The organism is Serratia sp. (in: enterobacteria) (genome assembly GCF_052400455.1).
Classification (GTDB): Bacteria; Pseudomonadota; Gammaproteobacteria; order Enterobacterales; family Enterobacteriaceae; genus Serratia; species Serratia ureilytica.
Map to the genome: position 1 here is coordinate 1,037,197 of NZ_CP185812.1, position 24,345 is coordinate 1,061,541.

The following is a 24,345-nucleotide window of genomic DNA, read 5'->3' on the forward strand; positions in this document are numbered from 1 at the left end:
CGCTGTCGCAACCGTAGGGATTTTTCGGTGCGACGATAGAATTCTAGAGGGGATGATAGAGTGAATAAGTCACAACTGATCGACAAGATTGCCGCAGGTGCTGATATTTCCAAAGCGGCAGCTGGACGTGCTTTAGACGCAGTAATCGCTTCCGTTACCGACTCTCTGAAAGCTGGGGATGACGTGGCTCTGGTTGGTTTCGGTTCCTTCACCGTGCGTGAACGTTCGGCTCGTACCGGCCGTAACCCGCAAACCGGTAAAGAAATCAAGATCGCGGCAGCCAAAGTGCCGGCCTTCCGTGCAGGGAAAGCGCTGAAAGACGCTGTAAACTGATTTGGCGTCTAACCGTTTAGCGTAACAGGGTTTTGTAATAAACAATCACCTGACGCAGCGGTGCTGGTAAGGTAAGATACAAGGCGCATCGGACTGATGCGCTTTTTTTATTTTTGTCGCAGGGAACGCGCCTGCACAAGGGTTGTTAATCCACATCACAGCGGAGTGTTGTCACACTATGATGGACAATTTACGCGCGGCTGCCAATCACGTCGTGCTCAAAATCATCCTGGCCCTGATCATCCTGTCATTCGTCCTGACCGGGGTGGGTAACTACCTGATCGGCGGCTCCGGCGATTATGCTGCGAAAGTAAATGGTCAGACGATCGAACGCGCTCAGCTGGAACAGGCTTTCCAAAGCGAGCGTAGCCGCATGCAGCAGCAGCTGGGTGACCAGTTCTCTGCGCTGGCCGGCAACGAAGGCTACATGCAGCAGATGCGCCGTCAGGTGTTGTCCCAGTTGATCGACAACATGCTGCTCGACCAATACGCCAAGAAGCTGGGCCTGGCGGTCAGCGACGATCAGATCAAGGACGCCATCCGCAAGGCGCCTTATTTCCAAACCAACGGCCAGTTCGATAACGCCAAGTACCTCGACCTGATCGGCCGTATGGGCTACACCGCCGACAACTTCGCGCAGTCGATGCGTCAGCAGCTGGTCAATCAGCAGCTGATCCAGGCCTTCGGCGAATCCGGCTTCGTGCTGCCGTCCGAATCGCAAGCCATGGCGGCGTTGGTGCTGCAGGAGCGCGACGTGCGTCTGGCGACTATCGATCTGAAGGCGCTGCAGGCGAAACAGAGCGCCGGCGACGACGAACTGAAGGCGTATTACGATCAGAACAAGAACAGCTTCATCGCCCCGGAGCAGGTGAAGGTGAGCTATATCCCGCTGGACGCCGCGTCCATGCAGGATAAGGTGAAAGTGAGCGAAGAGGACATCAGCGCTTACTACGACCAGCACAAGAGCAGCTACGGCCAGCCGGAGCGTAAAAACTACAGCGTGATCCAGCTGAAAACCGAGGCGGAAGCCAATGCGGCGCTGGATGAGCTGAAGAAGGGCGCCGATTTCGCCACACTGGCGAAAGAGAAATCCACCGACATCATTTCACGCCGTACCGGCGGTGAACTGGGTTGGCTGGAGCCGGAAACCACCGCCGACGAGCTGAAGCAGGCTAACCTGACTGAAAAAGGGCAGCTGTCCGGCGTGGTGAAATCTTCCGTCGGCTACCTGATCGTGCGTTTGAACGACATCGAACCAGAGAAACTGAAGCCGCTGAGCGAAGTGCATGACGCTATCGCCAAGCAGGTGAAGCAGGAGAAAGCGGTAGATGCGTATTACGCGCTGCAGCAGAAGGTGAGCGAAGCGGCGACCAGCGACAACGAATCCCTGGCCTCGGCTGAAGAAGCGGCGGGCGTGAAAGCGGCGCAAACCGACTGGTTCACCCGTGACAACATCCCTGCGGCGCTGAACTTCAAGCCGGTGGTGCAGGCGATCTTCGACGGTTCGCTGATCGGCGAGAACGGCGCGCCGGGCAGTAACTCCGACGTGATCACCGTAGACGGCGACCGCGCCTTCGTGGTGCGCGTGAGCGGTCACAAGCCGGAAGGCATCGAGCCGTTCGACCAGGTAAAAGACCGCGTGGCGGATCTGGTGAAGCGCAACAAGGCGGTGCAGGAAGCGAAACTACAGGGCGAGAAGCTGCTGGTTGAGCTGAAGCAGGGCAAGGGCGACGAGGCGATGAAAGCCGCCGGCCTGAGCTTTGGCGCCGTGCAGAAGATGGCGCGCGCGCCGGAAGACAGCCAGCTGGTGGAGAGCGTGTTCGCGTTGCCGCACCCGCAGGACGGCAAACCGGTGTACGGCATGTCGCAGGATCGCCAGGACAACGTGGTGCTGATCGCACTAGATGCGGTGAAGCCAGGCACGCTGCCGGAAGACGAAATGAAAACCTTCGTCGGCAAGATGGAAGAGGGCGCGACCGGCGTTTCCTTCGATTCGCTGCTGGCGAGCCTGCGTAAAGAAGCCAAAATTAAAATGGGCGCCGCTGAGCAACAGCCGCAGTAATCGCCGCATTTTTCTGCAACGCAGTGCAACAAACAAAGGCCGCTTTCGCGGCCTTTTCCACATCTGATATCCGCCGATTGCTGAATATCTGCCGCCGCGGCAAGGTAGCCGTGCTGTCACACACAAGGAGGATACAGCATGCAACATACAGAGAAAAAAACGTTATCAGGTTACCGTCATCACGTTAAAGCCGCGCTGGCCGCGCTGTTGTTATGCCTGGCGGTGCCGGCCGCCGCGGCGGATAAAGCCGATGCGCCGGCGCCGATGCTCTCAACCCCGACGAGCAATGGCGGGCAACAGGCGATGACCAAGGCGGCCGAAGAGACGGCGGTCAGCATCAATCAGGCCACCGCCGAACAGCTCGCAGCGGCTTTGAGCGGTGTCGGTCTGAAGAAGGCGGAAGGCATTGTGCGCTATCGCGAACAGAACGGGCCATTCACCCAGGTTGAGCAACTGCAGGAGGTGCCGGGCATCGGACCGGCGCTGTTCGAGAAGAACCGCACTCGGCTGAAAATGTGATCCCGGTCGCGGCTGCGCGGCAAAATGCCGCTGAGGCAATGGCGACTCTGCTACATTTTACAGGTCTTACCAGTTTGGCGCGTTGACCAAACGGGCGAGGGAGCCCACGCGGCTCCCTCTTTCTGTAATCACCAGGCAGGAGCGATCGTTCCCTATGCAAACCTTTATCAAAGTTCGCGGTTATCACCTTGATGTCTACCAGCACGTTAACAATGCCCGCTATCTGGAGTTTCTGGAGGAGGCGCGCTGGGAGTGGCTGGAAAACGAGGCAGGGTTCCGCTGGATGACGGAAAACAACATCGCTTTCATCGTGGTGAACATCAATATCAATTACCGCAGCCCGGCGGTATTGGGGGATAAACTGCGCATCGACAGCCAGATGGTGCAGCTCAACGGCAAAAGCGGGGTGCTGAGCCAGAAGGTGACGCAGGATCCGGCGGGGACGCCGGTGGCCGACGCGCTGCTGACTTTCGTGTGCGTCGATCTGAAAACGCAGCGGGCGCTGCCGATTGAAGGGGAATTGCGCGAGCACCTGGAAGCGCTCACGCCCAAATAACATTCGCAGTCAGCTCACCGGCGGCGGAGGCTGCCGCCGTCGCTGCCTCAGGCCAGACCGGCCTTCTGTTTCAACGCCGCCATCACTTCCGCCTGGTTGGCGCGATATTGCGTCAGGCCATTGGCGCGCAGGTTGCAGGCGGCGCATTCGCCGCAGCCGTCACCCTTGATGCCGTTGTAGCAGGTCAGCGTATCCTGACGCACCCGATCCAGCTGCTGGTAATAGTCCGCCAGCGCCCAGGTTTCGGCCTTGTTCAGCCACATCAACGGCGTTTCGAAGCGGATATCGCGGGCGATGCCCAACACCACCGCCTGGTTCAGCGCTTTGACGAACTCGTCGCGGCAATCCGGGTAGCCGGAGAAGTCGGTTTCACACACGCCGGTGATCACCGCCTCCGCTTCCACCTGGTAGGCGTAGATCGCCGCCAGCGTCAGGAACAGGATGTTGCGGCCCGGCACGAAGGTGCTCGGCAGCGCGTTTTTCTGGTTGGGATCGTAGGCGGGAACCGGAATATTGTCGCGAGTCAGGCTGCTGATGGCCAGCTCATTGAGCAACGTCACGTCCAGCACCTTGTGCGCCTTGGCGCCGAGGGCCTCCGACAGCTCCTGAGCCACTTCAATTTCGGCGCGATGGCGCTGGCCGTAATCGAACGTGACGCAGTGAACTTCGTCATACTGTTGCAATGCCTGGATCAAGCAGGTCGTGGAGTCTTGTCCACCGCTGAAAACGACAACCGCGCGCTTCATAAAATCACCTTTTTGGGCTTTGGCCATTCCCGATACACATTCGGGCGGCAGGATAAAAATTGCGTTGCGGCGACAATAGTAGCAGAAAGGGCCGTCAGGCGCAGGGCGGTTCGGCTCCGGTCGGTGCGTCATCCACCGGCGGCGGCAGCCACGCCTGGCAAAAATCGAACCAGCCATGGGCGGTCAGCGTCACGCCATGCATGCGCGGCGGCGCGCTGATCTGATACTGGTAGTGGAACAGCGGCGTGATGATGGCGGCGGCCATCAGCTGTTGATAATAGGCCTGCAGCCGTTCGAAGCGCAGTGGCTGCGCCTGCAGCTGCTGGATCTCCCGCAGCGTCTCCTGCTGCTGCTGCCAGCGGCTTGCCGTCAGGATGCCGCGCCACAGCGGATCCTGCCGCAGCCAGCTCTCCAGCGTCGCCTCCGGCGCCTCGCCGATCAGGTTGTCCGCCAGCAGCAGGTCGGCCTGGGCGATCTGCGCCTCGCTTTGCCAGCGTTTGCCGGCGTAGTAACGCACTTCCAGCTCGCAGCCGTGCTGCGCGAGCAGCCGCTGTAGCGCGACCGTCACCGTTTCCAGCTCGACCGGCGGCCGATACAGCAATGTTAGCCGAGCGGGCAGCGGGACATCTTCTTCAATCCGTTGGCTGGGGATGCGCCAGCCGGGCAGCATTTCATGGCTGGGGGTGATCACGCTGTTGGGGATCGGCAGATGGCTGAGCAGGCCGGACTGCTGGATCAGCATCAGCAGCTTTTGCCCCTGGGCTTCGCTCAGCACGCCGTGGCGCAGGTTCAGCGCCAGATAACACCAGCCCAGGCTCATGCTGCGCTGCACCGGCCGGGCCTGCGCCAAATCGTCTTGCTGGCCGATGGTGATGCGCACCGGATGCCGGCAGCTGGCATCGGCGCCGGCGGTGGGCAGATCGGGCGTGATCCAGTATTCGATGGTGTCCAGATACGGATGCTGCCGATGGTAACCGGCATGCTGTTCCAGCCTCACCAACTGCGGTTCATTCAACGCCAGTTTAAATGGGCCGGCGCCGATGGCCGGCAGCTCCGGGTGTGTCATCAGACAAGGTAGCTCCGCCAGCCGGTGGGCCAGCCAATAGTCCGGCAGGTGCAGGTCGAACTGAATGCACAACGGATGCGGCAGGCTGACGTTCGCGATGCTGCTCAGGCTGGGTTGGCTGCGCGGATGGCCCAGCAGTTTTTCCAGCGTTTGCAGCAGTTGCTGGCCGGTCAACGGTTCGCCGTTGTGCCAGCGCAGCTGGCTACGCAAAAAGAACCGCCAGCGCAGGCCGCCATCGCTTATCTGCCAGTGGTGCGCCAGATCGGGCTGCGGCTCCGGGTTACCGGTCATCAGGCGCGTCAGCCCGGCGTGCAGGGTCGACACCAGATGTTGCTCGGCGCGGCCGGTCAGCGTGAGCGGATCGAGCGCCTCCAGCGTACGGTAATAGGGAATGCGCAGCGTCGGGCTGCCGGCTTGCCATTGCCCGCCGAGGTGCGGGCTGAGCAGATCCTGCAGGTGTTGCGGATCGAGCTGCGCCATCTCCAGCGCCCCCTGATGATTGCCCTGTTGCAACAGCTGCTGCAACAGCTGCGCGCGCAGCTCATCCGGTGTTTTCAGGCAGTGCAGGCTGGCGCGTTTGCCGCGGCCGGGCTGCGAATGCCAGCTCAGCCAGCCCTGATCCTGCAGCTGCTGCACCAGCGTGCGGGCATGGCGTTCGCTGCAGTAGAACATTGCCGCCAGCTCGCCGATGGTCACGGCGACCGGCGCGTTGCCGAGCTGTTGATACAGGCGTTGATATTGGCTGAGACGGTGAACCAGGCGCATGAGCAGAAATCCGGAACAGTTTTCCCAAATTGTTCACTATTACTTCCGCAAATACCATCCCATACTGCACTGATTGTAATCGCGTTCACATTCATGAGGTCTTTATGTATCGCCTGGCGGCTTTCGATATGGACGGCACGCTGTTGATGCCGGATCACCGGGTTGGCCCGGAAACGCTGGCGGTGCTGAACCAGCTGGTGGAGCGGGAGATGGTGGTGACGTTCGCCACCGGGCGGCACTACCTTGATGCGCAGCCGATCATGGCGCAGCTGGGGCTGCAGGGCTATCTGATCACCGGCAACGGCACGCGGGTGTATGACAACCGTGGCCAACAGCTGCACGCCACCGATCTGCCGGCGGAGATCGCCGAAGAGGTGCTGCATCATCATTGGCGCACCCGCGCCAGCATGCACGTGTTCCGCGACGAAGGTTGGCTGACCGAGTTCCCCGCGCCGGAAGAGATGCTGCAGGCGCACCACCTGAGCGGCTTTCGTTTCCAACTGGCTGACGTGCGCCGCTTACCGGCGTTCGGCAACAGCAAGGTGTGCTTTGTCGCACCGCATGAGGCGTTGCTGGAATTGCAGGTGCAGCTGCGGGCGCAGCTGGGCGGCGAGGCCGATCTGTGTTTCTCCGCTTACGATTGCCTGGAGGTGCTGCCGCTCGGTTGCAACAAGGGCGCGGCGCTGGACCGGCTGAGCCGTCACCTGGGATTGACGATGGCCGACTGCATGGCGTTCGGCGATGCGATGAACGACAAAGAGATGCTGGGCGCGGTGGGACACGGCGTGGTGATGGGGAACGCCCTGCCGCAGCTGAAATCCCTGCTGCCGCAGCTGCCGGTTATCGGCCACTGCCAACAACAGGCGGTGGCTCATTATTTACAACATTGGCTGCGTTCACCTTGCCTCACCTATTCCCCCGAATAATGAGGTTCTCCTTACAGCCGGCCGGGTATGACTACCCGGCTTTTTTTTACGTTGCGCCCGGCGTTACAAATCCGCCAGCTGCGCCAGATACGGTTGCAGATCGCCAATGTTGTTGCTGACCCACTCCGGGTTGTAATAGGTATCGAGGTAGCGCTCGCCGCTGTCGCACAGCAGGGTGACGATCGCCCCTTGCTCGCCGTTTTCCCGCATCTGCTTCGCCAATTGCAGCGCGCCCCAGACGTTGGTACCGGTGGAGGCACCGACCTTGCGGCCGAGCACGGCCTCCAGCCAGTGAATGGTGGCGACGCTGGCGGCGTCCGGCACCCGCAACATGTTATCGACCACCGAAGGGATGAACGACGGCTCGGCGCGTGGGCGGCCGATGCCTTCGATACGGCTGCCGCAGCTGCCGATCAGGGTGCGATCACCGTGGTGGAAGCAGTCATAGAACACCGAGTTTTCCGGATCGACCACCGTCAACCGGGTGTCGTGCCCCTGATAACGGATATAGCGCCCCAGCGTGGCGGAGGTGCCGCCGGTGCCGGCGCTCATCACGATGTGTTTCGGCACCGGGAAGGGTTCGCGCGCCATCTGGCGGAAGATGCTGTCGGCGATATTGTTGTTGCCGCGCCAGTCAGTGGCGCGCTCGGCGTAGGTGAACTGATCCATATAGTGGCCGTTCAGCTCTTTCGCCAGCTGTTCGGAAGCGGCGTAGATCTGGGCGGCGTGATCGACGAAGTGACAGCGGCCGCCGTAAAAGGCGATCTGTTCTACCTTGCGGCGTGCGGTGCAGGACGGCATCACCGCGATGAACGGCAGACCGATCAGCCGCGCGAAGTAGGCTTCGGACACCGCCGTGCTGCCGGAAGAGGCCTCGATGATGGTGGTGTTCTCGGTGATCCAGCCGTTGCACAGGCCGTAAAGGAACAGCGAGCGCGCCAGGCGGTGTTTCAGGCTGCCGGTCGGGTGGGTGCTCTCATCTTTCAGGTACAGGCAGATGCCGGGAAACGCCGGCAGGTTCAGGCGAATCAGGTGCGTATCGGCGGAGCGTTGAAAATCCGCTTCTATTTCACCGATAGCATATTTTACCCAAGAGTTTGTCATGATTTGGCCTCAGAATAGGGGGCTGATTTATGGCGTAGCATAGCCTGTCGGCAGGAAAAAAGGATTGCCATTTTCCCTGTTTAATCGCCTAATGGGAGAAAATTTTTCTCCAGGTGGCCGCCATGTTAGATAAAACAGACCGTAAGCTGCTGTGCATGCTGCAGCAAGATTGCACCCAGTCGCTGCAGGCGCTGGCCGATGCGGTTAATTTGACCTCTACGCCGTGCTGGAAGCGCCTGAAGCGTCTGGAAGACGAAGGCTATATCCGCGGCCGGGTGGCCTTGTTGGATAACGAAAAGCTTGGCCTGGGGCTGACGGCGTTCGTACTGATCAAGACCCAACAGCACAGCAGCGAGTGGTATCAGGCGTTTGTGCAGCTGACCAGCCAGATGCCCGAGGTGCTGGCGTTCTACCGTATGGCGGGAGAGTACGACTACCTGATGCAGGTCGAAGTGGCGGACATGAAAAGTTACGACGGTTTTTACAAGCGCCTGGTGAACGGCGTGCCGGGCCTTATCGACGTCACCTCGAGCTTTGCCATGGAAAAAATCAAATACACCACCGCGCTGCCGGTGCCGGAGTGAAAAGTTCACCGGACGGGCGGCTCAACGGTGGTATCCTGCTCCGTTGAAGCGGAAAAAGAGACAAACCTCATAAAACCCTGGAATCAAACTGCGTGAGATTATTTGCACAAATCGGCTGGTACTTCCGCCGGGAGTGGCGCCGCTACCTGGGCGCGGTGGTATTGCTGATCGTCATCGCCATCCTGCAACTGCTGCCGCCTAAACTGGTCGGCATCATCGTGGACGGCGTCACCGAAAAACAGATGTCCACCGGCGTGCTGTTGGCCTGGCTCGGGCTGATGATCGGCACCGCGATCGTCGTTTACCTGCTGCGCTATGTGTGGCGGGTGCTGCTGTTCGGCGCTTCCTACCAGCTGGCGGTCGAGCTGCGCGAAAACTTTTACCGTCAGCTCAGTCGGCAGAACCCGGCGTTCTACCTGCGCCACCGCACCGGCGATCTGATGGCGCGCGCCACCAACGACGTGGATCGCGTGGTGTTCGCCGCCGGTGAAGGCGTGCTGACGCTGGTGGATTCGCTGGTGATGGGGTTGGTGGTGCTGGTGGTCATGAGCACCCAAATCAGCTGGCAGCTGACGGTGTTGGCGTTAATCCCGATGCCGCTGATGGCGATCGCCATCAAATATTACGGCGATCAGCTGCACCAGCGCTTTAAATCGGCGCAGGCGGCGTTTTCCAGCCTCAACGATCAGGCGCAGGAAAGCATGACCAGCATCCGCATGATCAAGGCCTTCGGGCTGGAAGATCACCAATCCAACCGCTTCGCCGACGTCGCGGCGCAGACCGGCGCCAAGAACATGCACGTGGCGCGGGTGGATGCGCGCTTCGATCCGACCATTTATATCGCCATCGGCGCCTCTAACCTGCTGGCCATCGGCGGCGGCAGCTGGATGGTGGTGAACGGTTCGCTGACGCTCGGGCAACTGACCAGCTTTGTGATGTACCTCGGCCTGATGATCTGGCCGATGCTGGCGCTGGCCTGGATGTTCAACATCGTCGAGCGCGGCAGCGCGGCCTACAGCCGTATCCGCAGCCTGCTCGACGAGGCGCCGGCGGTGCAGGACGGCCCGCAGGCGTTGCCGGCCGGGCGCGGCGTGCTGGAGGTGGATATCCGCGCGTTCCACTACCCGGAAAACCCGCACCCGGCGCTGCATGACGTGGCGCTGACGTTGAAGCCGGGGCAGATGCTGGGGCTGTGCGGGCCGACCGGGGCCGGTAAGTCGACATTACTGTCGCTGATCCAGCGTCAGTTCGACGTCGACCAAGGGCAGATCCGCTATCACGGCCTGCCGCTTCCGCAGGTCAGGCTCGACGACTGGCGTTCGCGGCTGTCGGTAGTGAGCCAGACGCCGTTCCTGTTCTCCGATACCGTGGCGAACAACATCGCGCTGGGCCAGCCGGGGGCGACGCAGGCGCAGATTGAACAGGCGGCGCGGCTGGCCAGCGTCCATGAGGACATTCTGCGGCTGCCGCAGGGCTATGACACCGAAGTGGGCGAACGCGGCGTGATGCTGTCGGGCGGCCAGAAACAGCGCATCTCCATCGCGCGCGCGTTGCTGCTGGATGCGGAGATCCTGATCCTCGACGATGCGTTGTCGGCGGTGGACGGCCGTACCGAGCACCAGATCCTGCACAACCTGCGCAGCTGGGGGCAAGATCGCACGGTGATCATCAGCGCGCACCGGCTGTCGGCATTGACCGAAGCCAGCGAAATCCTGGTGATGCAGCACGGCGGCGTGGCGCAGCGCGGCGATCCGGCGGCGCTGGCGGCGCAGCCGGGCTGGTATCGCGATATGTACCGTTATCAGCAGCTGGAAGCGGCGCTGGACGAAGCGCCGGAAAACGGTGAGGAGGCGTTGGCCGATGAATAAAGTGCAAAAGCTGTGGCCGACGCTGAAGCGGCTACTGGCCTACGGCTCGCCGTACCGCAAACCGCTGGGGGTGGCGGTGCTGATGCTGTGGGTGGCGGCGGCGGCGGAAGTCGCCGGGCCGATCCTGGTCAGCTATTTTATCGATAATTACGTCGCCAAAGGGCAACTGCCGCTGATGATTGTCGGCGGGCTGGCGGCGGCCTACATTCTGCTGGAGCTGCTGGCGGCGGCGCTGCACTACTTCCAGGCGCTGCTGTTCAACCAGGCGGCGGTAGGCGTGGTGCAGCGGCTGCGTACCGACGTGATGGACGCCGCGCTGCGCCAGCCGCTCAGCGCCTTCGACACGCAACCGGTCGGGCAATTGATCTCGCGCGTCACCAACGACACCGAAGTGATCAAGGACCTGTACGTGATGGTGGTCTCCACGGTGCTGAAAAGCGCCGCGCTGATCGGCGCCATGCTGGTGGCGATGTTCAGCCTCGACTGGCGCATGGCGTTAGTGGCTATCTGCATCTTCCCGGCGGTGTTCGTGGTGATGGGCATCTATCAATATTACAGCACGCCGATTGTGCGCCGGGTGCGCAGTTATCTGGCGGACATCAACGACGGTTTCAACGAAGTGATCAACGGCATGGGCGTGATCCAGCAATTCCGCCAGCAGGTGCGGTTCGGCGAGCGCATGAGCGCCGCCAGCCAGTCGCACTATCTCGCGCGCATGCAGACGCTGCGGCTCGACGGGTTTCTGCTGCGGCCGCTGCTCAGTCTGTTTTCGGCGCTGGTGCTGTGCGGTTTGCTGATGTTGTTCGGCTTCAGCGGCGAAGGCGTGATTGGCGTCGGCGTGCTCTATGCCTTCATCAACTACCTGGGGCGTTTGAACGAACCGCTGATCGAGTTGACGTCACAACAGTCGATCCTGCAGCAGGCGGTGGTGGCCGGCGAACGTATTTTCGAACTGATGGATCGCAGCCAGCAAAGCTACGGCGCAGACGATCGTCCGTTGGCCAGCGGCAGCATCGACATCACCGATCTGAGCTTCGCCTACCGTGCGGATAAAAAGGTGCTGCAGCATATTTCGCTGGCGGTGCCCTCACGCGGCTTCGTGGCGCTGGTCGGCCACACCGGCAGCGGCAAGAGCACGCTGGCTAACCTGCTGATGGGCTATTACCCGGTCAGCGAAGGGGAAGTGCGTCTCGACGGCCGTCCGCTCTCCAGCCTGTCGCACCGCACGCTGCGCCAGGGCGTGGCGATGGTGCAACAGGATCCGGTGGTGATCGCCGATTCGGTGCTGGCCAACGTGACGCTGGGGCGCAACATCGATGAAGAAGCCGTCTGGCGGGCGCTGGAAACGGTGCAGCTGGCGAGTCTGGTGCGCGGCTTCCCACAGGGTATCCATACCCGGCTGGGGGAGCAGGGCAATAACCTGTCGGTCGGGCAGAAACAGCTGCTGGCGATGGCGCGGGTATTGGTGCAGGCGCCGCAGATCCTGATCCTCGACGAGGCGACCGCCAACATCGACTCGGGCACCGAGCAGGCTATCCAGCGGGCGCTGCGCGTGATCCGCGAGCACACCACGCTGGTGGTGATCGCTCACCGCCTCTCGACGATCGTCGATGCCGATTCCATTCTGGTGCTGCATCGCGGCCAGGCGGTGGAGCAGGGCAACCATCAACAGCTGCTGGCGCAGCAGGGGCGCTACTACCAGATGTATCAGCTGCAGCTGGCGGGCGAGCAGTTGGCGGAAGCGGTGCGCGACGAGAGCCAACCCGCCTGATCCCACGGGCCGCGATCGCGGCCCTTATTTTTCCCCAACGCACCACAAGCAGGCAACTCCGCCAGGCTACGCCCCCTTTCTGCACTTTTTCGACGCGACGCGCACCAAATCAGTGCGCATTATTTAACCCATTCAAGGTATCGGTACTGCACCGCGCCGCGGCGGCGCCCGCGTGCCCGCTAATCCGCTGAATCGCCATGCAAAATAAAATTTGGCACAGCCCTTGCTACATATGAGGCGTACCGGGGTGAGTTTGGGCTTAATTCGTGGAGAGGCAATATGAAGCTGGTGACCGTGGTAATCAAACCGTTCAAGCTGGAGGACGTGCGCGAGGCCTTGTCCTCCGTGGGCATTCAGGGGTTGACCGTAACCGAAGTGAAGGGCTTTGGCCGCCAGAAAGGGCACGCCGAGCTGTATCGCGGCGCCGAATATAACGTCAATTTCCTGCCCAAGGTCAAAATCGATATCGCCATCGCCGACGATCAGTTGGATGAAGTGGTTGATGTCATTAGCAAAGCCGCCTACACCGGCAAAATCGGCGACGGCAAAATTTTCGTTGCCGAATTGCAACGCGTGATCCGTATTCGCACCGGCGAAACCGACGAATCGGCACTGTAACCGCGAACTCAGTTAAGTGATGGGGATGATTGATAATGAAAAGACTGTTATCCATGTTGGGCCTGAGTTCGGTAACCCTGGTTCCTTCTTTGGCCCTGGCCGCCCCGGCGGTCGCCGATAAGGCCGACAACGCCTTTATGATGATCTGCACCGCGTTGGTGCTGTTCATGACGCTGCCCGGCATCGCGCTGTTTTACGGCGGCCTGCTGCGCGGCAAAAACGTGCTGTCGATGCTGACGCAGGTTACCGTCACCTTCGCGCTGGTCTGCGTGCTGTGGGTGCTGTATGGCTACAGCCTGGCGTTCAGCGAAGGCAATGCGGTGTTCGGCGGATTCCAGACGGCGATGCTGAAAGGCATCGGCATCGACAGCGTCACCGGCAGCATCAGCCAGATGATCCATGTCGCTTTCCAGGCCTCCTTCGCCTGCATTACCGTGGCGCTGGTGGTGGGGGGCTTCGCCGAACGCATTCGCTTCTCGGCGGTGCTGATCTTCGCGATCGTGTGGTTCACCCTGTCTTACCTGCCGATCGCGCACATGGTGTGGGGCGGTGGCTATCTGGCCACCGACGGCGCGCTGGACTTCGCCGGCGGCACCGTGGTGCACATCAACGCCGCCAGCGCCGGGCTGATCGGCGCCTATCTGCTCGGCAAACGCGCCGGCTTCGGTAAAGAGGCGTTCAAACCGCATAACCTGCCGATGGTGTTTACCGGCGCGTCCATCTTGTATATCGGCTGGTTCGGCTTTAACGCCGGTTCCGCCAGCGCGGCTAACGGCATCGCGGCCTTGGCATTCCTGAACACTGTGGTGGCTACTGCGGGCGCCATTCTGTCCTGGACCTTCGCCGAGTGGGTGCTGCGCGGCAAGCCTTCGTTGCTGGGCGCCTGCTCCGGCATGATCGCCGGGCTGGTTGCCGTTACGCCGGCGGCGGGCACCGTGGGCGTGGGCGGCGCGTTGATCATCGGCCTGGTGGGGGGCGTCGCAGGCCTGTGGGGCGTAGTGACGTTGAAGAAATGGCTGAAAGTGGACGACACCTGCGACGTGTTCGGCGTGCACGGCGTGTGCGGCATCGTCGGCTGTCTGCTGACCGGCGTGTTCACCGCTTCTTCCCTCGGCGGCACCGGCTATGCCGAAGGGGTGACGATGGGGCATCAGGTGTGGATCCAGCTGCTGAGCGTCGTGATTACGCTGGTGTGGTCAAGCGTCGCCGCCTTTATCGCCTTCAAGATCGCGGGCGCGATGGTGGGGCTGAGAGTGCCGGAAGAGCAGGAGCGCGAAGGGTTGGACGTCAACAGCCACGGCGAGAGCGCCTACAACCAGTAAGACTCGAAGCAGGGCAGTGCGCTAAATACGAAAATAATGATGAAGCAAAAAGGGGCGATGGAAACATCGCCCCTTTCTTTATGCCGCAAATCAGGCGTCGCGTTGGCGAATCACCCCTTCCTGTACGGTGGTGGCGACCAGCACGCCGTCGCGGGTGTAGATCTGGCCGCGCACAAAGCCGCGTGCGCCGGAGGCGGAGGAGCTTTCCACCGCGTACAGCAGCCAATCATCCATGCGGAACGGGCGGTGGAACCACATCGAATGGTCAATGGTGGCCACCTGCATGCCCGGCTCGAGGAAGCCGACGCCGTGCGGCTGCAGCGCCGTCGGCAGGAAGTTAAAGTCCGATGCGTAGCCCAGCAGATATTGGTGGATGCGCGCATCGTCCGGCATGCTGCCGTTGGCGCGGAACCACACGTAGCGATGCGGTTCTTCCACGCTGCCCTTCAACGGGTTGTGGAATTTCACCGGGCGCATTTCGATCGGCTTCTGACCGATAAATTTTTCGCGTACTTTGGTCGGCAACATCGGCGCCAGCTTCTGAGCAATCTCTGATTCGGACAGCAGCCCTTCCGGCGGCGGGACGTCCGGCATCTGGTTCTGGTGCTCGAAACCTTCTTCCGGGCTCTGGAAGGAGGCGGTCATATAGAAGATAGGTTTGCCGTGCTGGATGGCGCTGACGCGACGGGCGCTGAAGCTGTTGCCGTCGCGCAGGGTTTCTACGTCGTAGACGATCGGCTTGCTGCTGTCGCCCGGGCGCAGGAAGTAGCTGTGGAACGAGTGCACGCTGCGCTCGTCCGGCACCGTCTGTTTGGCGGCGTACAGCGCCTGGCCGACCACTTGCCCGCCGAACACCTGACGCAGCCCCAGATCTTCGCTTTGGCCGCGGAACAGCCCTTCTTCGATTTTCTCCAGATCCAGCAGATCGAGGAGGTTTTGCAATGCCTGGCTCATAAAATTGTTACCTTTCTAATAATCATTTTGCGCAGTGTGCGGAATATCACGGCGCGGCGTCAATATCTTGCGTTAAAGGGCCGATGAGAATGCTCTTAATAGTGAGCGCGTTGGGCTGGCTAAGTGATTAATAGGCGGGGCAAAGTGGATTTATCAGTGTTTTGTGCTAAGTTTAATGAGTGAGGTGGTGAAAGCCACCAACGTGTTGATAATAAAAAAGGAGACCGATCCATGAAACTCTGGCAAATCGTAGGCGGTGCCGCAGCACTGACGATCACGCTGGCAGGATGCGCGCAAAAGAGTGCTGATGTGCCTACACCGGCGGCCGGCAACCCGGCGGCTGCGCAAACGCAGATTCAGGGGCCGGCGGTGACAGGTTCGGTTAATATACGTCAGCGCATTGCGCTGCCGCCGGACGCCGTACTGACTGTCACCCTCTCTGATGCCTCGCTGGCGGATGCGCCGTCCAAAGTGATTGCACAGCGCGCGATACGTACCGAAGGGCAACAAGCGCCGTTCAACTTTACGCTGCCGTACAACCCGTCTGATATCCAACCGAATGCGCGCATCATTCTGAGCGCGGCGGTGACGGTCAACGGGCGACTGATGTTCATTACCGACACGATCCAGGAAGTGGTTAACCGCAACGGCACCCGCGCCGATCTGCTGCTGGTTCCGGTGCAGGGCGTGCCGATGCAGGCTGCGCCAAGCGCGATGCAGTAATTCTGCTGCGGTACGGCAAGACCCAATCAACAGCCTTTGCGCTTCGGCCAAAGGCTGTTTTGTTTTACCAGCGCCAGCCGTAGCGATCGAAATCGACCGTGCTGTGCGGGCCGAAAATAATCCCCTCCGCCAGCAATGCCTGCCGTTGCCGTTGAAAATCCTCCCCCTGTTGCGAGATTTGCCCGTGCCGGTTGATTACGCGGTGCCACGGCAGCGTGCTGCCTTCCGGCAAACGCCGCAGCACGCCGCCGACCTGACGCGCGGCGCGCGGCGAACCGGCCAGACGGGCGACTTCACCGTAGGTGGTGACTTTGCCGTACGGAATAGCGGCCACGATATGGAATACCCGCTGGCTGAAAGAGGCGTCTTCTGGTTGCATGTTGCAGTTCCTGCGCGAGTCAAAACCCAGGCGGAGAGTGTGCCACAATGCAGGTGGGCAAGAAAACAGCGGTTGGCCCGGGTTGGCTTGCTATTTGATGGGGCATCGCCGATAATGCCCACCGCTTCGGAGTACAGAAGCCGTCAATGGGGGCCCTGTTGGTTCTCCCGCAACACTAACTTGTGAACTCGGTCAGGTCCGGAAGGAAGCAGCCGCAGCAGGTGACGTGTGTGCCGGGATGTAGCTGGCAGGGTCCCCACCCATTTGCGTCCCGCAAAACGCTCTTCCCCGTTATTCATCAAGTCGATACGCTGAACAGGCGTTACTTTCACCTCGCGATCGCGAAGCGTGCCCTCTGCACCGTTTTAGCCTTTATCCCCCTGATAGAAATGTATTGTTGCCAACAGATCCGATGACGGCGAAAAAATAACGCGTATACCGCCATTTGTGGGACAAATAAGGATGGAGAGATGGGGAAAATTCTTAAAGTTGCGCACCTGTTGGGATGACGTTAGTATTGTTTTTTCTCTGTGCGAAAAAACTATCCGCGCTTAGCGGCGGTCGTCGAACTGGCTCAATAAGTTTAAATAATAACCCGTGTGCGCTGTCAGGCTAAACATGATTTATATCATTGATAAAGATATTACATTTAATACTGAAAACGGTTCATTGAAAAGTTTAAAGAAGGGGCGGGAAGTTTTCTTATCCAGCGTCAATGCCAGAGTATTCAAATGCTTGCTTGAACACGGCCATGAGACGGTGAGCCGCGAGACGCTGTTGCAGCAGGTTTGGACCGATCACGGCTTGAGCGCCTCTTCCGCGACGTTAAATCAATATATCAGCCTGACCCGACGCGCATTGACATCTGTCGGTTTCAACGAGCGTCTCATCGTTACCCTATCCAAAAAGGGGTATAGACTTAATCGAATAATACCTGTCGACCGACTGCGGATTGATTTACCCGAGCCCCCTCAGCTTGCCGATGCCGCGGTGACGTTGGCGTCACCTGCCGCAACGACAAAAAACACCCATCACTATTTTTTTATTCTGCTGCGCAGTTTATCGATCGTCGTACCCTTATCTTTTCTGGCGCTGTGCTTCATCTATTACAAGCACCATCGCGACAGTGAAAAGAAGCAGGTATTGTCCTACGTCGGCACGGTGAACGGTTGCCCGATCTACTATGCCGGCCATTTTTTGGCGAATCACCAGGACGGCTACTTGCAGTTTCTGGTCAGGAAAGATTTGTATGGCCGGCATTGCCGATCCGGCGAGGTCGTCATTACCAAGGTTAACCGTTCTCAAAATGCCAATGAAGACAGCGGACGCCAGTTTATCGCCAAATGCACGAAGGACAGTGCGGCTGTTTTGCATAACTGTGAGAGCGAGTACATTCGGGCATGGAAAAAAAGTTAAATATTCTGTCAGCCACGCTGGTCGGCCTGTGCGTGTTGACCGGCAGCGTGATGTATTCCCTGATACGCAGCCATCATGACTTCAGTGATTTTTCCTGTGAAGCGAACGCCACGTTCAATTATTTCAATTCACTGGACGCGCAGGCGGCCCATAACGACATTCAGCTGTCGCTGAAAATAAACTATATCTTTTTGTCCGGCGATAAGGGCGTGATGGTCCTGTCGGGGTTAGCCAACGACGGTGAAAAGAAATACTTCGTCAATCGGCGGGTTAACTTCAGCTATGTTTCGCAGGGGAGTTTTTATCGATTTCAGTACGGCGAGGTCAACTATTCGCCGCGTGATACCTTGCCGGAAGAGATTTATACCTACTTTTTCAGCAATGAGTCGACGTTTTATCATATTCGCAGCATTGATAAAAACACGTTGATGTTTAGCAATGCCTATTCGCCGATGTTCTTATGCAATATTGAATCCTGACGTTTACTTTATTGCCCCTCCGATAAAGATGTATTTTATTTGCCGTTTATAGCGTTCCGCCGTCTTTTTAGCGCACAACTAATAACATGAGTTATTATCGGTCATTGTCTATTTTTCGCATCACTAATCGAATTTAATGGCGGTTCACTTATTTTATAAATTCTTCTATCACTATGTTTTTAAATGACTTAATGGCTTTAGGCTTGTGTTGTTTTGTTAGATTAATTTTATATTGTTTATTTTAAATAAATAAGTTGCATGAATATTTTTAACATGATTAATTGAGCCGGCTCTTAACACGGCGAATCACTTATTTGCGTTGAAAATGCATCTGCCGCATGCGTGCAAAGGTAATGGCACAGGGAGCCTTTGGACTTCATTAAACTGATAGGCGAGAGATGGACATACATAGCATTGCCCTGAACGAGACTCTGTTGGAAAATGAGTTAGTGATCTTAAACAACAATGAAAAGACGCTGTTATTTAAAAAAGAGAATGTGCTCATCGAAATGACCGAATTGCAGCGGCGTTTCATGCTGTGCCTGTTGAGTGGCATCTATAAGAAAAATGACATTATTCGCGCAGTCTGGTTCTGCAACCATGAGACCATCAGCGACAATAACTATTATCAAATGATATTCCAATGCCGCGCTTTGCTCTCCCGCCACGGTATTCCGGGCGAGGTGATCAAAACCATTCCCCGATTTGGCGTGATGCTGAGTTTCCAGGCCTGCGAACGCGCGAATACGCGGGAGCAATGCTTGGCACCGGCGGCTAATAAACAGCGGCGAACGTGGCTGGATGCCGTGAATTATAAAGTGGCGCTGGCCATCACGCTGCTGTTTTCCGTGGCGATGGTGTTGGGCATTTCCGCTTAGCGTTGGCGCCGTTGAATAACCGGGGGGCCAGTGAGCAAGCGGTTAATAGACTTTTTTATTCTACTTTTCTTCCTGGCTAATTTGACGTTCATGCTTTCTCAGGTGTGGCGAATGATAACCGTGAATAACGAACCCGTTGAGCCGCACCTTGAAAGTGGGCGTGAGCAAGTGCGCCATGGCGTCTTTCCCCAGGAAGATGACATCGAGAAAATTAACGACGCACACTGGTTTGGCCGCTATCAGGCGGCGAAAAGCGGCGAAAAGGCGCGCGGGTATAAGGTCGGCGAGTGGGCGATCGGCGCCGAGCTGCTGGCTAACGCGCCGGAGGCCGCGGCGCTCGGCAAGATAACCGGTCTGCTGTTCAGTGATAACGCCGAAAAAAGCCTGGTTATAGTGGAACATGGCGGTAAGCAAACCGGGTATGGCGTTGGCGACCGGCTGGTCGGCAGCAATGCCGTTATCGTGCGGATATTAAAAAACAAAATACTGCTCGATGAAAACGGTTATTACGCCGCGCTGACGTTTAAAGAGTAGCCGGCGCGCCGCTTCGGCGTGGGGTGTTTTACAGCATAAGGCAACACTGTGATGACGCATTTTATTTTTCGTTCCCGCGCAGGCTGGAGCGCCGGTTTATGGCGCGCGTTAGCGGCGGTGGCCGTCATGATTGCCCTGGGAGGCCTGGCGCGTGCGGAGCAATTCTCCGCCAATTTCAAAGGCACGGACATTCAGGAATTTATCAATACGGTCAGTAAAAACCTGAGCAAGACCATCATTATCGATCCGGCGGTGAAAGGTAAGGTTACGGTGCGCAGCTACGAACAGCTCGACGAGAAGCAATATTACCAGTTCTTTCTCAATGTGCTGGACGTCTACGGCTATACGGTCATCGGCATGCCCAACAATGTCCTGAAGGTGATCGCCGCCAAAGAGGGAAAAAGAGCCGCGCTGTCGCAAAGCGGCGGCGAGGCGATCGCCGAAGGGGATGAAGTGGTGATGCGCGTGGTGCCGCTGCGCAATATCGCGGCCAAAGACGTTTCTCCGATCTTGCGCCAGCTTAACGACAGCATCGGCGTGGGCAGCGTGGCGCATTACGAGCAGGGCAATGCGCTGTTGATCACCGGCCGAGCCGGGGTGGTCAACGGCCTGCTCGACCTTGTGAGGGAGATGGATCAGGACGACGGCAATCAGGTGGAGACCTTCGCGCTGAAGCATGCGGCGGCGCCGGAGATCGCGCGGATGGTGAACGAACTGTTTCGCGAAGAGGGCAAACGGCGTATGGCCGGGGCAGGCTCGCTGCGGCTGGTGGCGGATGAGCGCACCAACAGCGTGATGATCGCCGGGGACGATCGGGCCCGCGAACACGCCAAAGAACTGATTGAGCAGTTGGATAACAAGAGTGTCACCCAAGGCAATACCCAGGTCATTCCGCTCAAATACGCCAAGGCGCAGAGCCTGGTCGAGGTGCTGACCGGCGTGAGCGCGGGCCTGCAAAACGAGAAAGAGAGCGCCGCCGCCAACGTGGCGCTGTTGAAAAATGTGGTGATCAAGGCCGATGAGCAGACCAATGCGCTGATCATCACCGCCGCGCCGGACGTGATGCGCGATCTGGAGGCGGTGGTCGCCAAGCTGGATGTACGGCGCGCGCAGGTGCTGGTCGAAGCGGTGATCGTCGAAGTGCAGGATGGGCAGGGGCTGAACATCGGCGTGCAGTGGGCCAACAAATACGGCGGCGGCACGCAATTCGCCGGCCAGGCGCCCGGCATCTCGGCGGGGTTCGAAAACGGCATGAGCGATGTGTTCGGCAAGGCCAACGGCCTGATGACCGGTTTCTACAGCGGCAACTGGGGCGTATTGCTGTCCGCCATCGCCAGCAACAACCAAAACAATATCCTGGCTACGCCGAGCATCGTTACGCTCGATAACGCCGAGGCGGAGTTCAGCGTCGGGCAGGATGTGCCGATCCTCACCGGTTCGCAAACCACTAATAGCGATAACGTTTTCAATACCGTGTCGCGCAAAACGGTGGGCATCAAGCTCAAGGTCAAACCGCAGATCAATCAGGGCCAGTCCGTGCTGATGCAGATCGAGCAGGAGGTCTCCAGCGTTGCCGACAGCGCCGGCGCCACGCCGGATTCGCTGGGGGCGACCTTCAATATCCGCACGGTCAACAACACGGTACTGGTGGACAGCGGTGAGACCGTGGTGGTGGGCGGACTGCTGGACAAGTCCAACTCGGAGCTGGAGAGCAGCGTGCCGATCCTGGGCAAGATCCCGCTGGTGGGGGCGCTGTTTCGCTCGAACGCCACCAAAGCGAGCAAGCGTAATTTGATGCTGTTTATCCGCCCGACCATCATTCGCAGCACCGAGGGGTATGCCCGGCAGAGCCAGCGCAAGTTAGGCAAGTTCGACGCCGAGCAGCAGGACGATCGTGAGCTGAATAACGCACTGCGCAGCGAGATCGCCGGCGATAAGAAGGCGATCGACAATCGGGCGTTCCTCGCCACCGTCGCGCGTATCGAGGCGTTTTATTCGCGCGGAGCGCGCCCGTGAAGCCCCGTTCTGTGGGGGCGCGGCTGCCTTTTGGCTGGGCGCGGCAGCATGGCGTGCTGGCCGTCGACGGGCAGAGCGGCATCCAACTGTATTGTCACCCCGAGACCAGCCAGGCCGCGTTGATGGAGGCGTACCGCTGCCTGCCCGGTGAGCCGACGCTGGCCCGGCTGGACACGGAGGCCTTTGAACAACGGTTGGTGGCGCACTATCAGCGGGAAAGCGGCCAGGCGCAGAAAATGATCGACGATCTGGGCGGCGAACTGGATTTCTATGCGTTGGCGGAAGAGCTGCCGCAGCAGCAAGACCTGTTGGACGAACAGGACGATGCGCCGATTATCCGCCTGATTAACGCCTTGCTGAGTGAGGCGATCAAAGAGCGCGCCTCCGATATTCACATCGAAACCTACGAGAGTGAGCTGGTGATCCGTTTTCGCATCGACGGCGCGCTGCGCCGCATTCTGGCGCCGCAGCGCAAGCTGGCGGCGCTGCTGGTGTCGCGCATCAAGGTCATGTCGAAGCTGGATATCGCCGAGAAGCGCGTGCCGCAGGATGGGCGCATGGCGCTGAAGGTTGGCGGGCGGGCGATCGACGTGCGGGTGTCGGTGATGCCGGCCAGCCACGGCGAGCGCGTGGTCATGCGCCTGTTGGATAAACAGGGCGTGCGGCTCGAACTGCCCAGCCTGGGCATGGCGGCGGCGCATCAACAGGCGTTGCTGCGCCTGATCCGCCAGCCGCACGGCATTATTCTGATCACCGGCCCGACCGGTTCGGGCAAGAGCACCACGCTCTATACCTTGCTGAACCAGATCAATGACGAACAGCGCAACATCATGACGATCGAAGATCCCGTCGAGTATGAACTGGCCGGCATCGCGCAGACGCAGGTGAACCCCAAGGTGGACATGACCTTCGCGCGCGGGCTGCGCGCGCTGCTGCGTCAGGATCCCGATGTGGTGTTGATCGGCGAGATCCGCGACGGTGAAACGGCGCAGATCGCGGTGCAGGCCTCATTGACCGGGCATCTGGTGCTGTCGACCCTGCATACCAACACGGCGATCGGCGCCGTGACCCGGCTGCGGGACATGGGCGTTGAACCGTTTTTGCTTTCCAGCTCGCTGAGCGGCGTGTTGGCGCAGCGCCTGGTGCGCCGGCTTTGCCCGCACTGTCGCGAGCCTTATGCGCTGCCTGACGCGCAGCGGCGCCAACTGGGGCTGGCGTCGACGCAGGCGCTGACCTGCTGGCGCCCGATAGGATGCGAGGCCTGCGGCGGGCAGGGCTATCGCGGCCGAATCGGTTTGCATGAACTGTTGGTGCTGGATGAACCGATGCGCAGGGCAATCCACCGTAGCGACGGTGAGCTGGACATCGCCAGGCTGGCCGGGGAGCGCTATCAGCCGCTGCGCCAGGATGGGATCGCCAAAATGTGCGCCGGAGAGACCAGCCTGGAAGAAGTGTTGCGGGTGACGCGCGAAGGGGATAGCGATGAAGTTTGATTATCGCGCCTGCGATCGTGAGGGGCGCGCCCGGCGTGGCGTGTTGGAGGCGGATTCTCTGCGCCAGGCTCGCGATCGGCTGCGTGAGAAGGGGTGGCTGGTGCTGGCGGTGCAGGCGCGCAGGCGATCCGCTCTTGCCGGCCTGCTCGCCGGCCGTTGGATGAGCGGCGTGAGCAGCGGCGATCTGGCGCTGCTCACCCGGCAACTGGCGACGCTGCTGTCTGCCGCGCTGCCGCTGGAAGAGGCGCTGATGGCGGTGGCGCGGCAAACGGAGAAAAAAGGCCTGCAGGCGGCGTTGACTCAGGTGAGGCAGCGCATTCTGGAGGGTTTCCCGCTGGCGCAGGCGCTGGGGCAGTATCCGCAGATTTTTGACCGTCTCTATTGCGCCATGGTGGCGGCCGGTGAGATTGCCGGCCATCTGGGGCCGGTGCTGGAACGGCTGGCTGACTATGTCGAACAGCGCCAGCACATGAAGAACAAGATCGTGCAGGCGTTGGTGTACCCGATGGTGCTGACGGCGGTGGCGATTGGCGTGGTGGCTATCTTGCTGACGGCAGTGGTGCCGAAGGTGATCGAACAGTTTGTGCATATGAAGCAGACCTTGCCGCTGTCGACCCGGATGCTGCTTGGCGCCAGCGACGGATTGCGCCAATGGGGGGCGGCGGTGTTGATGGCGGCGCTGGCGGGCCTTGGCGCTTTCCGTTATCGCCTGCGGGATCCGGCGCGGCGCGCACGCTGGCATGCGTTCATCCTGCGGCTGCCGGTGGTCGGCAAGCTGTCGCTGGCGGTGAATACCGCGCGCTACGCCAAAACGCTGAGCATTTTGAACGCCAGCGCCGTGCCGTTGCTGGAGGCGATGCGCATCAGCGCCGGCGTGTTGGGCAACGAGGCTGCCCGTGAGCGCCTGCTGGCGGCAATGGAGCGGGTGCGAGAGGGGGAAGGATTGTCGCCGTCGCTTGAAGGCACCGCGCTGTTCTCGCCGATGATGCGACACATGATCATGTCCGGCGAGCGCAGCGGCGAACTGGACATGATGCTCGAACGGGCGGCGGCGATGCAGCAGGAGGCCTTCAGCCGGCAAATCACGCTGGCGCTGGGGCTGTTTGAGCCTTTATTGGTGATCGCGATGGCCGGTTCGGTGCTGTTTATCATTCTGGCCATCCTGCAGCCGATATTGCAGCTCAATAATATGGTCTGCTAATCATGCCATTAATGGAGAGTAAAGTGATTCAT

23 protein-coding genes and 1 other RNA gene are annotated in these 24,345 nt (G+C 59.7%); 19 read left to right on the forward strand and 5 right to left on the reverse strand.

Features of this window, described 5'->3' with window-relative positions:
- The first annotated feature begins 60 nt into the window (after positions 1–60).
- The 4 genes from hupB (at position 61) to ACORQT_RS04940 (ending at position 3,470) form a co-directional block, all read left to right on the forward strand.
- The gene (gene hupB, locus ACORQT_RS04925; protein ID WP_004940351.1) at positions 61–333 is read left to right on the forward strand and encodes a nucleoid-associated protein HU-beta; all 273 of its coding nucleotides are present in this window, start codon (positions 61–63) and stop codon (positions 331–333) included.
- 178 nt (positions 334–511) lie between these two features.
- A complete protein-coding gene (gene ppiD / locus ACORQT_RS04930; protein WP_033642073.1) occupies positions 512–2,395 on the forward strand; it encodes a peptidylprolyl isomerase in 1,884 nt (627 codons plus the stop codon).
- Positions 2,396–2,533: 138 nt separating this feature from the next.
- On the forward strand, positions 2,534–2,914 hold the full coding sequence (locus ACORQT_RS04935; RefSeq protein ID WP_033642074.1) for a ComEA family DNA-binding protein: 381 nt from the start codon (positions 2,534–2,536) through the stop codon (positions 2,912–2,914).
- Between the two features lie 154 nt (positions 2,915–3,068).
- Positions 3,069–3,470 carry an acyl-CoA thioesterase gene (locus ACORQT_RS04940; protein ID WP_033642075.1) on the forward strand — a complete coding sequence of 134 codons (402 nt, stop codon included), beginning with the start codon at positions 3,069–3,071 and terminating at the stop codon, positions 3,468–3,470.
- 47 nt (positions 3,471–3,517) lie between these two features.
- Here ACORQT_RS04940 and queC read toward each other — a convergent pair whose 3' ends face one another.
- Together queC and ACORQT_RS04950 are read right to left on the reverse strand one after the other, a co-directional pair.
- Positions 3,518–4,216, reverse strand: a complete 699-nt coding sequence (gene queC, locus ACORQT_RS04945; protein ID WP_033644204.1) for a 7-cyano-7-deazaguanine synthase QueC — start codon at positions 4,214–4,216, stop codon at positions 3,518–3,520.
- A gap of 94 nt (positions 4,217–4,310) precedes the next feature.
- Positions 4,311–6,047 (reverse strand): SgrR family transcriptional regulator, encoded by a 1,737-nt coding sequence (locus ACORQT_RS04950; protein WP_033642076.1) that lies wholly within the window; start codon positions 6,045–6,047, stop codon positions 4,311–4,313.
- A 104-nt stretch (positions 6,048–6,151) separates the two neighbouring features.
- Between ACORQT_RS04950 and cof the strand changes: the two genes are divergently transcribed.
- Positions 6,152–6,973, forward strand: a complete 822-nt coding sequence (gene cof, locus ACORQT_RS04955) for an HMP-PP phosphatase (RefSeq protein ID WP_094142063.1) — start codon at positions 6,152–6,154, stop codon at positions 6,971–6,973.
- A gap of 63 nt (positions 6,974–7,036) precedes the next feature.
- Here cof and ACORQT_RS04960 read toward each other — a convergent pair whose 3' ends face one another.
- Positions 7,037–8,077 carry a PLP-dependent cysteine synthase family protein gene (locus ACORQT_RS04960; RefSeq protein WP_033642080.1) on the reverse strand — a complete coding sequence of 347 codons (1,041 nt, stop codon included), beginning with the start codon at positions 8,075–8,077 and terminating at the stop codon, positions 7,037–7,039.
- Between the two features lie 122 nt (positions 8,078–8,199).
- Between ACORQT_RS04960 and ACORQT_RS04965 the strand changes: the two genes are divergently transcribed.
- The 5 genes from ACORQT_RS04965 (at position 8,200) to amtB (ending at position 14,240) form a co-directional block, all read left to right on the forward strand.
- Complete coding sequence (locus tag ACORQT_RS04965; protein ID WP_004940330.1) at positions 8,200–8,661, forward strand: Lrp/AsnC family transcriptional regulator; 462 nt, start codon at positions 8,200–8,202, stop codon at positions 8,659–8,661.
- A 92-nt stretch (positions 8,662–8,753) separates the two neighbouring features.
- A complete protein-coding gene (smdA, locus tag ACORQT_RS04970) occupies positions 8,754–10,529 on the forward strand; it encodes a multidrug efflux ABC transporter permease/ATP-binding subunit SmdA (protein WP_033642081.1) in 1,776 nt (591 codons plus the stop codon).
- A complete protein-coding gene (gene smdB / locus ACORQT_RS04975) occupies positions 10,522–12,300 on the forward strand; it encodes a multidrug efflux ABC transporter permease/ATP-binding subunit SmdB (protein ID WP_033651091.1) in 1,779 nt (592 codons plus the stop codon). Before smdA ends, smdB begins: the two co-directional genes overlap by 8 nt.
- Before the next feature lie 279 nt (positions 12,301–12,579).
- Complete coding sequence (gene glnK, locus ACORQT_RS04980) at positions 12,580–12,918, forward strand: P-II family nitrogen regulator (protein ID WP_004940327.1); 339 nt, start codon at positions 12,580–12,582, stop codon at positions 12,916–12,918.
- A 35-nt stretch (positions 12,919–12,953) separates the two neighbouring features.
- Entirely contained in the window at positions 12,954–14,240 is a 1,287-nt protein-coding gene (gene amtB, locus ACORQT_RS04985; RefSeq protein ID WP_042783788.1) for an ammonium transporter AmtB, read from the forward strand.
- A gap of 90 nt (positions 14,241–14,330) precedes the next feature.
- On the opposite strand, the gene tesB is transcribed toward amtB, so the two are convergent.
- On the reverse strand, positions 14,331–15,194 hold the full coding sequence (gene tesB / locus ACORQT_RS04990) for an acyl-CoA thioesterase II (protein WP_033642086.1): 864 nt from the start codon (positions 15,192–15,194) through the stop codon (positions 14,331–14,333).
- A 231-nt stretch (positions 15,195–15,425) separates the two neighbouring features.
- On the opposite strand from tesB, the gene ACORQT_RS04995 reads away from it, so the two are divergent.
- Positions 15,426–15,917 (forward strand): YbaY family lipoprotein, encoded by a 492-nt coding sequence (locus tag ACORQT_RS04995; RefSeq protein WP_033642087.1) that lies wholly within the window; start codon positions 15,426–15,428, stop codon positions 15,915–15,917.
- A 64-nt stretch (positions 15,918–15,981) separates the two neighbouring features.
- On the opposite strand, the gene ACORQT_RS05000 is transcribed toward ACORQT_RS04995, so the two are convergent.
- Positions 15,982–16,296 carry an MGMT family protein gene (locus ACORQT_RS05000; protein WP_033642088.1) on the reverse strand — a complete coding sequence of 105 codons (315 nt, stop codon included), beginning with the start codon at positions 16,294–16,296 and terminating at the stop codon, positions 15,982–15,984.
- A gap of 156 nt (positions 16,297–16,452) precedes the next feature.
- Between ACORQT_RS05000 and ffs the strand changes: the two genes are divergently transcribed.
- The 8 genes from ffs (at position 16,453) to gspF (ending at position 24,313) form a co-directional block, all read left to right on the forward strand.
- Positions 16,453–16,549: signal recognition particle sRNA small type (gene ffs / locus ACORQT_RS05005), an RNA gene on the forward strand.
- Positions 16,550–16,914: 365 nt separating this feature from the next.
- A complete protein-coding gene (locus ACORQT_RS05010) occupies positions 16,915–17,712 on the forward strand; it encodes a winged helix-turn-helix domain-containing protein (RefSeq protein WP_033642089.1) in 798 nt (265 codons plus the stop codon).
- The gene (locus ACORQT_RS05015; protein ID WP_033642090.1) at positions 17,697–18,191 is read left to right on the forward strand and encodes a FidL-like protein; all 495 of its coding nucleotides are present in this window, start codon (positions 17,697–17,699) and stop codon (positions 18,189–18,191) included. Before ACORQT_RS05010 ends, ACORQT_RS05015 begins: the two co-directional genes overlap by 16 nt.
- 434 nt (positions 18,192–18,625) lie before the next feature.
- A complete protein-coding gene (locus ACORQT_RS05020; RefSeq protein ID WP_226772955.1) occupies positions 18,626–19,069 on the forward strand; it encodes a winged helix-turn-helix domain-containing protein in 444 nt (147 codons plus the stop codon).
- A 111-nt stretch (positions 19,070–19,180) separates the two neighbouring features.
- Entirely contained in the window at positions 19,181–19,603 is a 423-nt protein-coding gene (locus ACORQT_RS05025; RefSeq protein ID WP_050594402.1) for a type II secretion system protein N, read from the forward strand.
- 126 nt (positions 19,604–19,729) lie between these two features.
- Positions 19,730–21,619 (forward strand): type II secretion system secretin GspD, encoded by a 1,890-nt coding sequence (gene gspD, locus ACORQT_RS05030; RefSeq protein WP_042785647.1) that lies wholly within the window; start codon positions 19,730–19,732, stop codon positions 21,617–21,619.
- Positions 21,616–23,112 carry a type II secretion system ATPase GspE gene (gene gspE, locus ACORQT_RS05035; RefSeq protein ID WP_042783792.1) on the forward strand — a complete coding sequence of 499 codons (1,497 nt, stop codon included), beginning with the start codon at positions 21,616–21,618 and terminating at the stop codon, positions 23,110–23,112. The genes gspD and gspE overlap by 4 nt, the downstream gene beginning before the upstream one ends.
- Complete coding sequence (gspF, locus tag ACORQT_RS05040; protein WP_444859334.1) at positions 23,102–24,313, forward strand: type II secretion system inner membrane protein GspF; 1,212 nt, start codon at positions 23,102–23,104, stop codon at positions 24,311–24,313. The genes gspE and gspF overlap by 11 nt, the downstream gene beginning before the upstream one ends.
- Positions 24,314–24,345: the final 32 nt, after the last annotated feature.

Bases quoted from the DNA above. Each gene is read 5' to 3' on its own strand.
- ppiD (WP_033642073.1), top strand. From the start codon at position 512: ATGATGGACAATTTACGCGCGGCTGCCAATCACGTCGTGCTCAAAATC.
- ACORQT_RS04935 (WP_033642074.1), top strand. From the start codon at position 2,534: ATGCAACATACAGAGAAAAAAACGTTATCAGGTTACCGTCATCACGTT.
- ACORQT_RS04940 (WP_033642075.1), top strand. From the start codon at position 3,069: ATGCAAACCTTTATCAAAGTTCGCGGTTATCACCTTGATGTCTACCAG.
- queC (WP_033644204.1), bottom strand. From the start codon at position 4,216: ATGAAGCGCGCGGTTGTCGTTTTCAGCGGTGGACAAGACTCCACGACC.
- ACORQT_RS04950 (WP_033642076.1), bottom strand. From the start codon at position 6,047: ATGCGCCTGGTTCACCGTCTCAGCCAATATCAACGCCTGTATCAACAG.
- cof (WP_094142063.1), top strand. From the start codon at position 6,152: ATGTATCGCCTGGCGGCTTTCGATATGGACGGCACGCTGTTGATGCCG.
- ACORQT_RS04960 (WP_033642080.1), bottom strand. From the start codon at position 8,077: ATGACAAACTCTTGGGTAAAATATGCTATCGGTGAAATAGAAGCGGAT.
- ACORQT_RS04965 (WP_004940330.1), top strand. From the start codon at position 8,200: ATGTTAGATAAAACAGACCGTAAGCTGCTGTGCATGCTGCAGCAAGAT.
- smdB (WP_033651091.1), top strand. From the start codon at position 10,522: ATGAATAAAGTGCAAAAGCTGTGGCCGACGCTGAAGCGGCTACTGGCC.
- glnK (WP_004940327.1), top strand. From the start codon at position 12,580: ATGAAGCTGGTGACCGTGGTAATCAAACCGTTCAAGCTGGAGGACGTG.
- amtB (WP_042783788.1), top strand. From the start codon at position 12,954: ATGAAAAGACTGTTATCCATGTTGGGCCTGAGTTCGGTAACCCTGGTT.
- tesB (WP_033642086.1), bottom strand. From the start codon at position 15,194: ATGAGCCAGGCATTGCAAAACCTCCTCGATCTGCTGGATCTGGAGAAA.
- ACORQT_RS04995 (WP_033642087.1), top strand. From the start codon at position 15,426: ATGAAACTCTGGCAAATCGTAGGCGGTGCCGCAGCACTGACGATCACG.
- ACORQT_RS05000 (WP_033642088.1), bottom strand. From the start codon at position 16,296: ATGCAACCAGAAGACGCCTCTTTCAGCCAGCGGGTATTCCATATCGTG.
- ACORQT_RS05010 (WP_033642089.1), top strand. From the start codon at position 16,915: ATGATTTATATCATTGATAAAGATATTACATTTAATACTGAAAACGGT.
- ACORQT_RS05015 (WP_033642090.1), top strand. From the start codon at position 17,697: ATGGAAAAAAAGTTAAATATTCTGTCAGCCACGCTGGTCGGCCTGTGC.
- ACORQT_RS05025 (WP_050594402.1), top strand. From the start codon at position 19,181: ATGATAACCGTGAATAACGAACCCGTTGAGCCGCACCTTGAAAGTGGG.
- gspD (WP_042785647.1), top strand. From the start codon at position 19,730: ATGATTGCCCTGGGAGGCCTGGCGCGTGCGGAGCAATTCTCCGCCAAT.
- gspF (WP_444859334.1), top strand. From the start codon at position 23,102: ATGAAGTTTGATTATCGCGCCTGCGATCGTGAGGGGCGCGCCCGGCGT.